General features: G+C 44.5%; 13 protein-coding genes and 4 pseudogenes. 12 read left to right on the plus strand and 5 right to left on the minus strand.

Annotated features, from left to right (window positions below; genetic code table 11):
- Nucleotides 1–377 precede the first annotated feature (377 nt).
- From JCM21738_RS00005 to JCM21738_RS00010, 3 genes and pseudogenes are all read right to left on the minus strand, one after another.
- Nucleotides 378–1,330 (minus strand): annotated as a pseudogene (locus JCM21738_RS00005) (alpha/beta hydrolase).
- A gap of 94 nt (nucleotides 1,331–1,424) precedes the next feature.
- Nucleotides 1,425–1,556 carry a hypothetical protein gene (locus JCM21738_RS26445; RefSeq protein WP_023627442.1) on the minus strand — a complete coding sequence of 44 codons (132 nt, stop codon included), beginning with the start codon at nucleotides 1,554–1,556 and terminating at the stop codon, nucleotides 1,425–1,427.
- A gap of 73 nt (nucleotides 1,557–1,629) precedes the next feature.
- The gene (locus JCM21738_RS00010; protein WP_023627443.1) at nucleotides 1,630–2,532 is read right to left on the minus strand and encodes a hydroxymethylglutaryl-CoA lyase; all 903 of its coding nucleotides are present in this window, start codon (nucleotides 2,530–2,532) and stop codon (nucleotides 1,630–1,632) included.
- Nucleotides 2,533–2,682: 150 nt separating this feature from the next.
- Between JCM21738_RS00010 and JCM21738_RS00015 the strand changes: the two genes are divergently transcribed.
- The 6 genes and pseudogenes from JCM21738_RS00015 to JCM21738_RS00040 all read left to right on the plus strand — a co-directional run bounded on the left by JCM21738_RS00015 (nucleotide 2,683) and on the right by JCM21738_RS00040 (nucleotide 7,047).
- Nucleotides 2,683–3,870 (plus strand): acetyl-CoA C-acetyltransferase, encoded by a 1,188-nt coding sequence (locus JCM21738_RS00015; protein WP_023627444.1) that lies wholly within the window; start codon nucleotides 2,683–2,685, stop codon nucleotides 3,868–3,870.
- 79 nt (nucleotides 3,871–3,949) lie between these two features.
- On the plus strand, nucleotides 3,950–4,639 hold the full coding sequence (locus JCM21738_RS00020) for a CoA transferase subunit A (protein ID WP_023627445.1): 690 nt from the start codon (nucleotides 3,950–3,952) through the stop codon (nucleotides 4,637–4,639).
- 29 nt (nucleotides 4,640–4,668) lie between these two features.
- Nucleotides 4,669–5,336: pseudogene (locus JCM21738_RS00025) on the plus strand (3-oxoacid CoA-transferase subunit B).
- A 143-nt stretch (nucleotides 5,337–5,479) separates the two neighbouring features.
- A complete protein-coding gene (locus tag JCM21738_RS00030) occupies nucleotides 5,480–5,728 on the plus strand; it encodes a YqkE family protein (RefSeq protein WP_023627447.1) in 249 nt (82 codons plus the stop codon).
- Nucleotides 5,725–6,249, plus strand: a complete 525-nt coding sequence (locus JCM21738_RS00035; RefSeq protein WP_023627448.1) for a GrpB family protein — start codon at nucleotides 5,725–5,727, stop codon at nucleotides 6,247–6,249. Before JCM21738_RS00030 ends, JCM21738_RS00035 begins: the two co-directional genes overlap by 4 nt.
- A 63-nt stretch (nucleotides 6,250–6,312) precedes the next feature.
- On the plus strand, nucleotides 6,313–7,047 hold the full coding sequence (locus JCM21738_RS00040) for a ZIP family transporter (RefSeq protein WP_023627449.1): 735 nt from the start codon (nucleotides 6,313–6,315) through the stop codon (nucleotides 7,045–7,047).
- A gap of 62 nt (nucleotides 7,048–7,109) precedes the next feature.
- Here JCM21738_RS00040 and JCM21738_RS00045 read toward each other — a convergent pair whose 3' ends face one another.
- Nucleotides 7,110–8,021 (minus strand): aldo/keto reductase, encoded by a 912-nt coding sequence (locus JCM21738_RS00045; protein ID WP_023627450.1) that lies wholly within the window; start codon nucleotides 8,019–8,021, stop codon nucleotides 7,110–7,112.
- Between the two features lie 60 nt (nucleotides 8,022–8,081).
- Nucleotides 8,082–8,228 carry a Z-ring formation inhibitor MciZ gene (gene mciZ / locus JCM21738_RS22885; protein ID WP_023627451.1) on the minus strand — a complete coding sequence of 49 codons (147 nt, stop codon included), beginning with the start codon at nucleotides 8,226–8,228 and terminating at the stop codon, nucleotides 8,082–8,084.
- A gap of 75 nt (nucleotides 8,229–8,303) precedes the next feature.
- Between mciZ and JCM21738_RS00050 the strand changes: the two genes are divergently transcribed.
- The 6 genes and pseudogenes from JCM21738_RS00050 (at nucleotide 8,304) to xerD (ending at nucleotide 12,666) form a co-directional block, all read left to right on the plus strand.
- The gene (locus JCM21738_RS00050) at nucleotides 8,304–8,855 is read left to right on the plus strand and encodes an NUDIX hydrolase (protein WP_023627452.1); all 552 of its coding nucleotides are present in this window, start codon (nucleotides 8,304–8,306) and stop codon (nucleotides 8,853–8,855) included.
- Nucleotides 8,856–10,018, plus strand: a pseudogene (locus tag JCM21738_RS00055) (endonuclease Q family protein). It begins immediately after the preceding gene.
- A gap of 120 nt (nucleotides 10,019–10,138) precedes the next feature.
- Nucleotides 10,139–10,780, plus strand: coding sequence for a stage II sporulation protein M (spoIIM, locus tag JCM21738_RS00060; RefSeq protein ID WP_023627454.1), 642 nt, complete (start codon nucleotides 10,139–10,141; stop codon nucleotides 10,778–10,780).
- Nucleotides 10,781–10,895: 115 nt separating this feature from the next.
- Nucleotides 10,896–11,354 carry a ferric iron uptake transcriptional regulator gene (gene fur, locus JCM21738_RS00065; protein ID WP_023627455.1) on the plus strand — a complete coding sequence of 153 codons (459 nt, stop codon included), beginning with the start codon at nucleotides 10,896–10,898 and terminating at the stop codon, nucleotides 11,352–11,354.
- Nucleotides 11,355–11,540: 186 nt separating this feature from the next.
- Complete coding sequence (locus JCM21738_RS00070; RefSeq protein ID WP_023627456.1) at nucleotides 11,541–11,768, plus strand: YqzK family protein; 228 nt, start codon at nucleotides 11,541–11,543, stop codon at nucleotides 11,766–11,768.
- A gap of 5 nt (nucleotides 11,769–11,773) precedes the next feature.
- Nucleotides 11,774–12,666 (plus strand): annotated as a pseudogene (xerD, locus tag JCM21738_RS00075) (site-specific tyrosine recombinase XerD).
- Nucleotides 12,667–12,813 lie beyond the last annotated feature (147 nt).

Here is a 12,813-nt window from a genome sequence, read left to right on the forward strand (position 1 = left end):
TTGTCGGGACTGAACAAGCGCTTGCGCTTTTTGTTCCCAGATAAGAAAGTATAAATCTTCACTTCGAGAATTGTCTGGCTCCAGCGCCTAGCCCCTCGAGTCGCTTCGGTCCTGCCAATGAAGTCAAAGAACGACTTCACTGTCAGGCCCTCCAGCGCTTGTCGGGGCTAAACAAGGCGCTTGCGCTTTTCTTATTGCGCCTGTTGGAATCGGAACAAGTACCCTAACGGACAAACCGAAGCCTGAAATGGAGAAAGATGTCCGATAGAACGGCTCTAATGGACAAACCGGAGCCAGAAACGAAGAAAAATGTTCGATAGGATTCTGGGTCCAGGTTAAATAAAAACAGTCACCAATCGTCTATTGGTGACATAACATTACTGATCTACAACAGCAGTATCGTCAACTGCATTCCCTGCCTGGGCGAATCCATATTCCTCAAGAAATTCATCAAGAACCTTTTCATATTGTTCCCGGTTTTCGCTGTAGGATTGGGCGTGAAGGCCGTTATCAGCCATGAATAATTTTTTCGGCCCTTTTTTCTGTTCGAACAAAGCTTCAGTCATCGATGGCAGGATGAAATCGTCCATGCGGCTATGGATGAAAAGGATCGGTTTTTTAATATTTTCGATAACTGCAATCGGAGATACCTGACTTAAAGAATATTTATCACGAATGCGGACGAACATACTGGCGACTGGCAGCAATAATTTTGGCGGCAAAACTTAACCTCTTCCTTGATCCGGTAAGCGAGCTGTTCGCTGAAGTCAGAGAATGGGCAATCTGCCACATAGAAGTCCGCGCCGTCTTCTATCATGCCCGCATAAAGAAGCAGGGTAGCGGCTCCCATAGACTCCCCGTGGATGCCAAGAAGCAAATCTGGGCCTTTCTCTTCCCTTAGCCAGTCTACAACCGATTTCAGATCAAACTTCTCATAGTACCCATAGCTTGTTGTTTTTCCGCCAGATTCACCGTGGCGCCTATGGTCATAGATTACGGCATTAAAGCCGCGGTTCAAGAATAGGTTCATATATTTTACCGAATTGGTCTTGCTCTGGGTAACCCCATGGGCAATGATGATATACCGATTTGTCTTATGCGGTTCGACAAGGACTGCTTTCAGCGGATACCCGAAGGAAGAGGGAATGCTCACTTCCCTTTTTGGCAGGACATCATATTCATCTGGCACAAGATGGCCGGCGTCTTTTTCCCGATTAAAGATTTCATCATCCTCTTTCTTTTTCAGGAACATGACTTTATTGGATATATAAACTCCCAGCGAAGCCAGGACAAGCAAGAAAGAAAACAACACGCGGAATGCCTTTCTCAAGCTGAACCCTCCGTCTCATCCATTTTCTCTATTTTACCATTCACAACGATAATACAAACATAAAAAGACCGCCGAATCAAGCGGTCCAACATCTTTATTGCTGTGAGTTCTGGCGCTTTGTTGGGTGAATCGCTTTTTCAAGATCCTCGGCGGCAATCTTTTGTTTTACATTATCTGCGTTTGGCTTGCCTTGCTGGCTGTAGCCTTTGTCACGTTTTTGGCTCATGCGACATGCTCCCTTCTTCAAAATAACCTCATCTAATAAGATGGATTCAAGAGCAGGAGCTTATGCAAAAAAGTTAAACAGTAACAGAATTCAGCTTGAAGTAGGTGCTTTCAATCGGCCTTGAGATATGAGGCTGGATTACCTCGATGGCCTTGAGCATCTTATCAAGGTCGACGCCGGTTTCGATTCCCATCCTGTGAAGCATATAGACGACATCCTCAGTAGCGGCGTTGCCTGCAGCTCCTGGGGCGAACGGGCATCCACCGAGACCGCCGGCAGAAGTGTCGAACCGGGTGACTCCTGCCTGGAGAGATGCAAAAATATTCGACAGTGCCAGCTTTCTTGTATCATGGAAATGCGCTGTCAGCAGCACATCCGGGTAGGCAACCTTCAATTTGGAAAATAAAGAATAGGACTCATGGGGTGCAGCCATGCCGATTGTATCGGCGACGCTCAATTCATCGACCCCGGCCTCAACGAATTCACCGCATAGTCCAAGGACATCATCTTCTTCAACCTTGCCTTCATACGGGCAATAAAAAGCAGTTGAGATGCATGCACGCACAAAATAGTCCTTCGACTTAAGCTCTGCGATCAATGGCAGAACCTCCGCCAGGCTCTCGGCAGTCGTTTTGTTGATATTCTTTTGGTTAAAGGTATTGCTGACACCGACGAACACACCGACCGCTTTGCAGTCAGTCATATAGACGCGTTCTATTCCCTTTTTATTAGGAGCGAGAACGATATTCCTCGTGTTGCTGTCAAGGCAGTCAGCAACGATTTCTGCGGCATCGCCCATCTGTGGCACCCATTTAGGAGATACGAAGGAAGTAAGCTCCATCTCTTTGACTCCGGCATCCTTCAATGAATTGATAAATTCTTTTTTCACTTCTGTAGGGACAAAACTCTTTTCATTTTGAAGCCCGTCTCTCGGGCCAACTTCAATTATTTCAACCTTCTCGGGAAGTTGCAGCATTTGATATAACCCTCCTCTTAAGATATCTTAATTGTAAATAGAATATTTTTAAAAATGCAAGAATAAATAAAATTTTGATAAAATAAAAGGGATTTTATCAAAAGCAATAGAAGTAATTAAAATGTGAGAACTAGAGAAAGGGTGAGCAGTTTGAGCAAGACTGAAGCAGTCATCGTAGCTGCAGTAAGGACAGCAATTGGCAGCTTTAATGGTAGTTTGAAGAATATTTCTGCACCAGACCTCGGTGCCGCGGTAATTAAAGATGCATTGAAACAGGCGGGGGTTGAACCTGGTCAAGTGGATGAAATCATCATGGGCAATGTCCTCCAGGCTGGATTGGGGCAGAACCCTGCAAGACAGGCAGCGATTAAGGCGGGGATTCCTGAAAGCGCTTCCTCTATGACGATCAATAAGGTGTGCGGATCTGGCTTGAAGGCAGTCCATCTTGCAGCGCAGGCGATCATAGCGGGTGATGCGGAAGTCGTCGTGGCCGGCGGAATGGAGAATATGAGCCAGGCTCCATATTTATTGAACAATGCCCGTGATGGCTTCAAGATGGGTGACCAGAAGCTCGTTGACAGTATGACTTCCGACGGACTCACGTGTGTTTTCAATGGCTACCATATGGGGGTTACGGCTGAAAATCTGTGCGCAAAATATGAAATCGGCCGGAGCGAGCAGGATGAGTTCGCAGCATCCAGCCAGGAAAAGGCTGCAAAAGCGATTGAAGAAGGTAAGTTCAAGGATGAAATCGTGCCAATCGAAATTCCGCAGCGAAAAGGTGATCCAGTCATTTTTGATACGGATGAGTATCCGAAAAAAGGGACAACAGCGGAGAAGCTTGGCGGCCTTCGTCCGGCATTCAAAAAGGACGGCAGCGTAACGGCGGGGAACGCGTCAGGAATCAATGACGGAGCTGCAGCTCTCGTTGTCATGAGCAGGGCAAAAGCGAAAGAGCTTGGCCTGAAACCGCTTGTCGTGATCAGGGCTAACGCAAGTGCTGGTGTTGATCCGAGCATCATGGGCATCGGACCGGTTGACGCAGTTAAGAAAGCATTGAACAAAGCGGGCATGACGATGGAAAATATTGAGCTGATTGAGGCGAATGAAGCGTTTGCCGCTCAATCACTGGCTGTCGATCGTGAGCTTAATTTTAACAAGGACATCCTCAATGTGAATGGCGGTGCGATTGCGCTGGGTCATCCAATCGGGGCAAGCGGAGCCAGGATCCTTGTTACACTGATCCATGAAATGAAGCGCCGTAACGCGAAGACCGGGCTTGCTACCCTATGCATTGGCGGAGGACAGGGTGTCGCGACAGTTGTGGAGCTAGCTTAAGCCTAGTAATCTTTTAACTTTATTTGAAAGCTGGCACTGGCATTAGCACGTGCTATCCATAGTCAAAGGGGGAATAACGATGAAAACAATTTGCACATCCTTTCAAGATGCCGTAGCGGTTATCCATGATGGCGCAACCTTGATGGTTGGCGGCTTTGGCCTCTGCGGGATCCCGGAAAATGCCATCCTGGCACTTGTTGAAAAAGGAGTAAAAGACCTGACAGTCATTTCAAATAACTGTGGTGTCGACGATTGGGGACTTGGACTGCTGCTAAAGAACAAGCAGATTAAGAAAATGGTAGGTTCTTATGTTGGGGAAAACAAAGAGTTCGAAAGACAGGTATTATCCGGTGAAATCGAAGTCGAATTGATTCCACAAGGAACCCTGGCTGAAAAAATCAGGGCAGGCGGTGCAGGAATTCCGGCTTTCTACACACCGGCAGGAGTGGGAACACCGATCGCGGAAGGAAAAGAAACCCGTATGTTCAATGGCAAAGAGTATCTCCTTGAAGAGTCGCTGACTGCGGATTTCAGCATCGTCCGTGCCTGGAAAGGCGATAAAATGGGGAACCTTGTCTATCATAAAACGGCAAGGAACTTCAATCCAATGATTGCAGCGGCCGGCAGGATCACGATTGCCGAAGTCGAGAATTTATATGAAGTAGGAGAATTAGATCCGAACAGTATCCATACTCCAAGCATTTATGTCCAGACACTGATTGAAGGCAATCAGGAGAAACGGATAGAAAGGCTGACAGTGAGAAGTTAACTCTGGCTGATCATGAAAGGAGAAGGCATATGATTAAAAACAAAGGGAATGTCCGGGAGAAAATCGCGCGCCGGGCTGAAAAAGAAATCGAAAACGGTTTTTACGTAAACCTTGGCATCGGGATGCAACATTGGTTGCAAATTTCATTTCCGGCGACAAGCAGGTTGTCCTTCAGTCTGAAAACGGTTTGCTTGGGATTGGACCTTATCCAGCCGAAGACAGCGTCGATCCAGATTTGATCAACGCAGGGAAAGAAACGGTTACGGCGATTCCAGGTGCTGCGTATTTTGATTCTGCTGAGTCTTTTGCGATGATTCGCGGAGGACATATCAATATCGCCATCCTTGGCGGAATGGAAGTCTCGGAAGCTGGCGATCTAGCTAACTGGATGATTCCAGGAAAGATGATCAAAGGCATGGGCGGTGCAATGGACCTTGTCCACGGAGCACAAAAAATCATCGTCATCATGGAGCATGTGAACAAGAGCGGTGAAGCGAAAATCCTTAAGGAATGCAGTCTGCCACTGACAGGAAAAGGTGTTGTCAACCGCATCATCACAGATATGGCAGTCATTGACGTAACACCTTTCGGGCTGAAGCTTGTAGAAGTAGCTTCAGGCTACACAGTCGACGAAGTCATCAAATCAACAGAACCTGAACTCCAGGTAGACGACTCAGTTGTCTTAGACGCATATTGATTAATCGGGAACGCCTGTAAAAGGGCGTTCCTTCTTCGTTAGCACTGATGCATACTCAACTTAAAAGTTTTCATGATATAATCTTTAAAAAAATAGGCTGAGCTATCCTGCTTCAGCTGAACAAAAAAAATGAGGGATCAACAATGAAAAAGAAACAAAAACGCCAGCAGCAAGTAAAGAAAGAGGAAAAGCCAGCGACACTAGGTGATCTCCTGAACCAGGATATCATGCAAAAGCTAAAAGAGCAGCAACAACAATTGAAGGCAGAGGAAGAACAGAAGAAGCAGGCTGAATTGGAACGCAAGAAGGAAGAGAAGCGTTTAAGGGAGAAGAACAAATCGTTTGAAGAATTGCTTTCCGAAAGCGACATGGATTGGAAGAGGTTCAAATGACTCGAAGAAGAGTGGAAGTAGTTCCATACAATCCTGAGTGGAAAACGGTTTTTGAAAATGAGAAGCAGCTTCTGGAATCCATCTTTTTACCGGCAGAAGTTGAAGTCCACCATATCGGCAGTACATCTGTCCCCGGCCTTAGCGCCAAGCCGATCATAGACATCATGTTAGCAGCTGACAGTCTTGAGCAGGTTGAAAAGGCAACACCTGCCATAGAGGCTGCTGGCTACGTTGTGAAGGGGGAGAATGGCATCCCCGGGCGGCGCTATTTTCAAAAACATGACGAAAATGGGATGCGAAAAGTTCATTTGCACTCTTTTGAAAAAAGCAGCCGCCAATTATACAGGCATCTTGTATTCCGTGATTACTTAAGGTCTCATCCTCAGGAAGCCAGCAAATACTCTGATGTAAAAGAAAAAGCTGCCCGAAAATATGGATTCGATATCGATTCCTACATAGCTGAAAAATCTCCGACTGTGAAAGATATTGAACAAAAAGCGATGCAATGGAGGCCGGTTTAATAACAAATGTTTTGCTTCCTGTGCGAACGGGCAATTAGGTAAAAAAAACAAAGGAGCAAAGCATTGTTACTTATTACCTTCATATTGGCGGCCGGATTCGTTTCAATCCATTTATATTCAAGATATTTACCCTTCCTCGACAACGTACCTCGAAGCAGACTGCTTTCAGCTGCAGGGGGCATTTCTGTAGCATATGTATTCATCCACTTGCTCCCTGAGTTGAACAAACATAACGAGGTCATTGACGAGAGTATCCAATCTGACGCCCTGAAGTTCTTTGAAAACCATACATATATTGTAGCGATGATTGGTTTGGCCATATTTTATGGACTGGAACGTATGGTGAAAACTTCAAAGAAAAGACAGCAAGAGAAAAATAACCTAAACAGGGCTTCTAAAGGTGTTTTTTGGATCCATATCGTTTCGTTTTTCCTTTATAACAGTTTGATAGGATATTTATTGCTACATGGTGAACAGGAAACAGTTTCAGGATTAATATTTTACTTTATTGCACTTGCTGTCCATTTCATCACCAGCGACCATGCACTTAGGGAGGCGCACAAGGAAATATATGATCGAATAGGAAGATGGCAGCTCGCTGCCGCCATATTGGCAGGATGGGCAATCGGCATTGCCTGGAAAGTGAATGAAAACCTTATTGCCGTGCTTTTTGCCCTGCTTGCAGGCGGAGTCATTTTAAATGTAATGAAAGAGGAGCTTCCAGAAGAAAGGGAGAGTAACTTCTGGGCCTTTGCCGCTGGACTGGCAGGCTATACACTTTTGTTGATGCTGGCATGAAGTAAATAGTCATAAAGAGAAAAAAGGAACCCGTTAAGCTGAACGGGTTCCTTTTTTGGTTCTTATCTGTGCTGGTCATATTTATTTGCTTTCGTAATCGATTGAATTAGATCGATTTCCTCAGGGGACAGGGAAGCGGAACTCGCAGCCCTGGCATTCTCCCTGATTTGTTCAGGTGTGCTTGCTCCTGCTACAACAGAAGCTACTGCAGGATGTGCTAAATTATATTGGATGGCGACTTCTGCAAGGGATCTAGTTGAAGCAAGCTTCTCTTTCAATAAAGGAAGGACCTCTTCCAATTCTTCATAGCTGTAATCAAGATACCCTTTAGAAGTTGCTTTCTCGAGCATTCTGTCACTAAGCATGCCTTTAGCGACTGTACCTCTCGTGACTGCACTGATATTTTTATCATGAAGGAGCGGCAGTGCTTCTTCTTCAGGACGGCGGTCAAGTATGCTGTATTGCATCATGACAGAGACGATGCTTGATTTTTGCGCATATTCACGAATGACATTCGGCCTGATGGACGAGATTCCATAATATTTGATATAGCCTTCATCTTTTAATTCTTCAAAGGCCTCGATTGTCTCATCAATGTTGTCTTCAATGGTCCCGCCGTGCAGCTGGTAGAGATCAATATAATCGGTATTCAATCTTTTCAAGCTTTGCTTGACGGCTTCTTTGATGTAGGCCTTAGAAGGATCCCATGTCCAGCTGAGCTTCGTGTCGGTCCAGCGATTGCCAGCCTTCGTGGCAATGACGACCTTTTCCCTGACATTCTTTAAGGCTTTTCCTGCTATCTTTTCATTCTCACCGAAATCATATAAATCAGCGGTATCAAAATAGTTGATTCCTTCCTCGAGTGCAGATTCGATCACTGCCTGTGCCTTTGAAAAGTCTGTTCCTAGCGACATGCAGCCAAGGCCGATTTCGCTGATATACAAATCAGATGTACCTAGTTTCCTTTTCTTCATAAAAAATCACTCCGTTCCAATGTTGGTTTCATTTTAACGAAAGGAAAGGAGTGCATTCAACTATTCTGGACGACGGACCGGCTGATTGACTGTCTCAACCCAATCTTTTACAAACTCATGCTTTTTGCCATAGTCTTTCAAAATGGTTTTGATTTCCCACGCTTTCCCTGCAAGAGTGATTCCATGGCCATGGACGTATATCTTCATCGGCATACTCCTTTCAGATAAGTATGGTAAAATGTATGGGAATTTGATATGAGATTAGAACAGGAGTGGAAATGTATGAAATCTCTTGAAGAAAAAACATTGAAGACAGAGAAGCTTTTTACAGGTAAGATTATTAGCCTTCAGGTAGAAGATGTAGAATTGCCGAATGGAAAAACGTCAAAAAGGGAGATCGTCAAGCACCCAGGGGCAGTTGCGGTCATTCCAGTCACAGCTGATCATAAAATCATCATGGTTGAACAATATCGGAAGGCTCTTGAAAGGACGATTGTCGAAATCCCGGCAGGCAAGCTTGAGGCCGGCGAGAAGCCGGAAATTTGTGCTGCCCGTGAACTTGAGGAGGAGACAGGCTATGAATGCGCAAATTTGGAATGGCTTATCTCCTTCTACACATCTCCGGGGTTCGCAGATGAAATCATCCATGTATATAAAGCAACAGGGTTAACTAAAAAAGCTAACCCGGCAGCAGCGGATGAGGACGAATTTGTTAACTTGATGGAGATTACTTTAGAAGAGGCGATCCAGCTTGTGAAAGAACAAAAGATCTTTGACGCCAAAACAGCATATGCAGTACAGCACCTGCAGTTGCAGAAGGTATTAGATAAGTAAATGCAGGAATACTTCGTTGATCTACACATTCACATTGGCAGGACGAAATCAGGACGAGCTGTAAAAATCACCGGAGCAAAATCACTGACGTTCAGCAACATCATCCGCCATGCAAGGGACTATAAAGGATTGAATATGATAGGAGTCATAGACAGCCATTCACCGGAAGTACTTGATGAAATGGAAGATTTGCTAAAAGCAGGTGAGTTGGCGGAACATCCTGAAGGTGGTTTGAATTATGGCGGGATGAGTATCATCCTTGGTTCCGAGCTTGAGATCAATGATGAAAGTACCCAGGGGCCTATTCATGTATTATGCTATCTGCCCACCCTGCAGACGATGAGAGCTTTTTCAAGATGGCTTGAAAACCAAATGAAAAATATTCATCTAAGCTCCCAGAGAGTCTATATTTCTGGCCGTGTTCTGCAAAGGAAGGTTAAGGAACTTGGAGGCTCTTCATTCCCGCTCATGTATTTACACCCTTCAAAAGCTTATACGGAAAGGGTGTTGAGAGTTCCCTCTCAGAAGTTTTTGATGCAGACTTAATCGATGGGATTGAATTAGGCTTAAGCTCGGATACGAACATGGCAGACCAGCTAGCAGAGCTCCACCGTTATCCATTTGTAACGAATTCTGACGCCCACTCTCTTGCGAAAATCGCCAGAGAATACCAGAAAATTAAAATGGCTGAGCCTTCTTTCCGGGAACTGGAACTTGCGTTAAAACAAGCGGCAGGACGGGGTATTAAAGCGAATTATGGTCTGGATCCGCAGCTTGGAAAGTATCATCGGACAGTCTGTGCCGAATGCTTGGCTTACAGTCCAACATATGATGCAGCGTGTTTTGAATGCGGATCTGTTAAAAAGGTAAGAGGTGTCGCCGACAGAATACAGGAATTGAAGACTTCAGAGGGAAATCAAAATGGAAGGCCGCCCTATATTCACCAGGTGCCGCTCGAATTCATTCCTGGTCTTGGACCGAAAATGCTAGAAAAGCTGATGAACCATTTTGGTACAGAAATGGCAGTCCTCCATTCAGTCCATCTCGATTCCTTAAAACAGGTCATTCCGGAAAAGACAGCCGTAACCATAGATAGAGCAAGAAGAGGCCAACTCGCCTTTCACGCAGGCGGGGGAGGCAAGTACGGTAAAATATCAGATTAAGTTAATCCGGTCTATGCGGCCGGATTTTTATTTCTATTAATTTTGAAATACAAGGTTTGCAGTCATAGACTCTTTGTCCCTGCATATGATGATAGTAACCAATATGCAGGGGGAAGAGAGATGAAGAAACGAAGGTACCAGGACGTCGCAGTAACCCATTTAAGAGAATATTCCTCAATCTATCTTTTTGTCATTGTCCTGTTTTTGATGGGGGTCATCTTTGGGGCAGTAATCGTGAACAGCCTCAGCTTCACTCAAAAAGAGGATTTATTCTATTATTTATCGCAGTTTTTTGGCCAGGCTGCTTCCGGAAAAGTAGCAGACGGAAAGGACTTGTTTTTGCAGAGCTTTTTGCACAATGGTAAATTCATCGGGCTTATCTGGATTCTCGGAGTTTCCATCATAGGACTTCCCGTCATACTGATCCTGCTTTTTATGAAAGGGATGGTTGTTGGATTCACTGTAGGCTTTCTTGTCAACCAAATGCAATGGGACGGATTTCTGCTATCCTTTGTATCCATCTTGCCGCAAAACTTCATCATTATACCGGTATTCATTATTACGGCAGCAATGGCGGTGACTTTTTCACTGAAAATGATCCGAAACCAATTCATGAAGAAAATCAACCAGCCAATCATGCCTCAGTTTTTTAGATATATCTTTTCATTTGTCGCCGCTCTTGTATTCCTGGCTGTGGCGGCAGGAGTGGAGGCTTATTTATCACCGGCATTATTGAAAGCGGTCATTAATTCAATTAATTAAAATTAGTGTTAAATAACAATAACTATTGTTTTTTAATTGTAATAATTTTATTTTGAATCTCATTTCCCTTCTGTTATAATATAAGAATAGTGGCGGGGGAGTGAGAGTTATCGAAATGGAAAACAGAATTGATAGAATCAAGAAACAGCTGCATTCGTCCAGCTATAAATTAACGCCGCAGCGGGAAGCTACCGTTCGCGTCTTGCTTGAACATGAAGAAGATCACTTGAGTGCGGAAGATGTTTATTTGCTTGTCAAAGAGAAATCTCCTGAAATTGGTTTGGCAACAGTGTATCGGACACTTGAACTGCTGACTGAACTGAAAATTGTTGATAAAATCAACTTTGGGGACGGTGTATCTCGTTACGATCTCCGCCAGGAAGGCGCTGCCCATTTCCACCATCACCTGGTCTGCATCGAATGCGGAGCAGTGGATGAAATCCAGGACGACCTTCTTGAAGATGTTGAAGAAATCGTTGAAAGAGACTGGAAATTTAAAATCAAGGACCACCGCCTGACTTTCCATGGTATTTGCCACAGATGCCAGGAAAAAGAACCGGCTGAAACTGAATGATCCCAAGACCCTTTTTCCACTGGAGAAGGGTTTTTTTATTTTTCAACTAAAATTGCACCAGGTTCAGGTATAATTCTTGTCCAAATTGGCATACAGATTAGTAATCAAGTAAAGTCGAATAGAACATGAGACGGCTTGGAAAAAGAAGAACTCGTGGTTCTATGTGTCGAGTTGGAGGCGTGAAAAATGAAATCGTGGTTCGGATTGGTCATGCACACCTTTAAGGTATTTATATTGTTCACTGGATGCACAATCTTATTTTATTATGGTATCATGTGGATTAACGAAGAGTATGAAAGCTATCATCGATATGACGCACCAGAGGGAGCAGCCATAAAGGTGTCAGGTACTTATGACGAAGAAAAAGGAAGTATGCTTGAAAGGCTGATACTGTTTTATCTGAATGGGGAGTAATAAATATGGAAGATAGGCTCGACGACTTTATCCACTTTTTAGTTGTTGAAAAGGGACTTTCGAAGAATACGATTGTGTCCTATAAACGAGATTTGAATAGTTATATCACATATCTGAGGAAGATTGAACAGCTTGGAGACTTAAATGGTGTGCAGCGTGCGCAGATTGTTCATTTTCTGGGTCATTTAAAAGACACAGGCAAATCATCAAAAACATTGGCAAGACATATTGCTCGATCAGGGCTTTTCATCATTTCCTGCTGCGTGAAAAGGCTGTTGACCATGATCCAACAGTCCACATCGAGAGTCCACAGCATGAAAGGTCCTTGCCTAAAGTATTGAGCATGGAAGAGGTCGAGACACTTCTCGACAGCCCGAAGCTGACAGACCATTTTGGCTATCGTGATAAGGCGATGCTGGAAATGATGTATGCTACCGGTATTCGTGTGAGTGAACTGATTGGACTAACGCTATCTGATGTCCATTTGACAATGGGATTTGTCCGCTGCATGGGAAAAGGCAGCAAGGAAAGGATCATCCCGATTGGCAAGACAGCTTCTGACGCGATCGAGCAATACCTGGAAAAGGGCAGGCCAAAGCTGGTATCCAAAAAATATAAGGATGACTCTTTATTTTTGAATCACCATGGAAAAGGTCTATCACGACAGGGCTTTTGGAAGATTCTCAAGCGCCTTGCGACAGAAGCGGGTATCGAGAAGGAATTGACTCCGCACACGATGCGTCATTCATTTGCCACCCATCTGCTTGAAAATGGGGCCGACCTTCGCGCTGTGCAAGAAATGCTCGGCCATGCGGACATCTCGACGACTCAAATTTATACGCACGTGACAAAGACGAGGTTAAAAGACGTTTATACAAAGTTCCATCCTCGGGCATAGCAGCATGACTGTTTGCATCTGCACACCTTGGGGGGCATATGGAAGTGTGTTTTCCCAACAGCTTAATAGTTTCATTGAATTGTCATAAAAGGCCGGCTGAAAGTCGGCTTTTTTTCTTGTGTTTTTCATTTTATTTAGTACAATGAA

Source organism: Mesobacillus boroniphilus JCM 21738, assembly GCF_000517385.1.
Classification (GTDB): Bacteria; Bacillota; Bacilli; order Bacillales; family Cytobacillaceae; genus Mesobacillus; species Mesobacillus boroniphilus.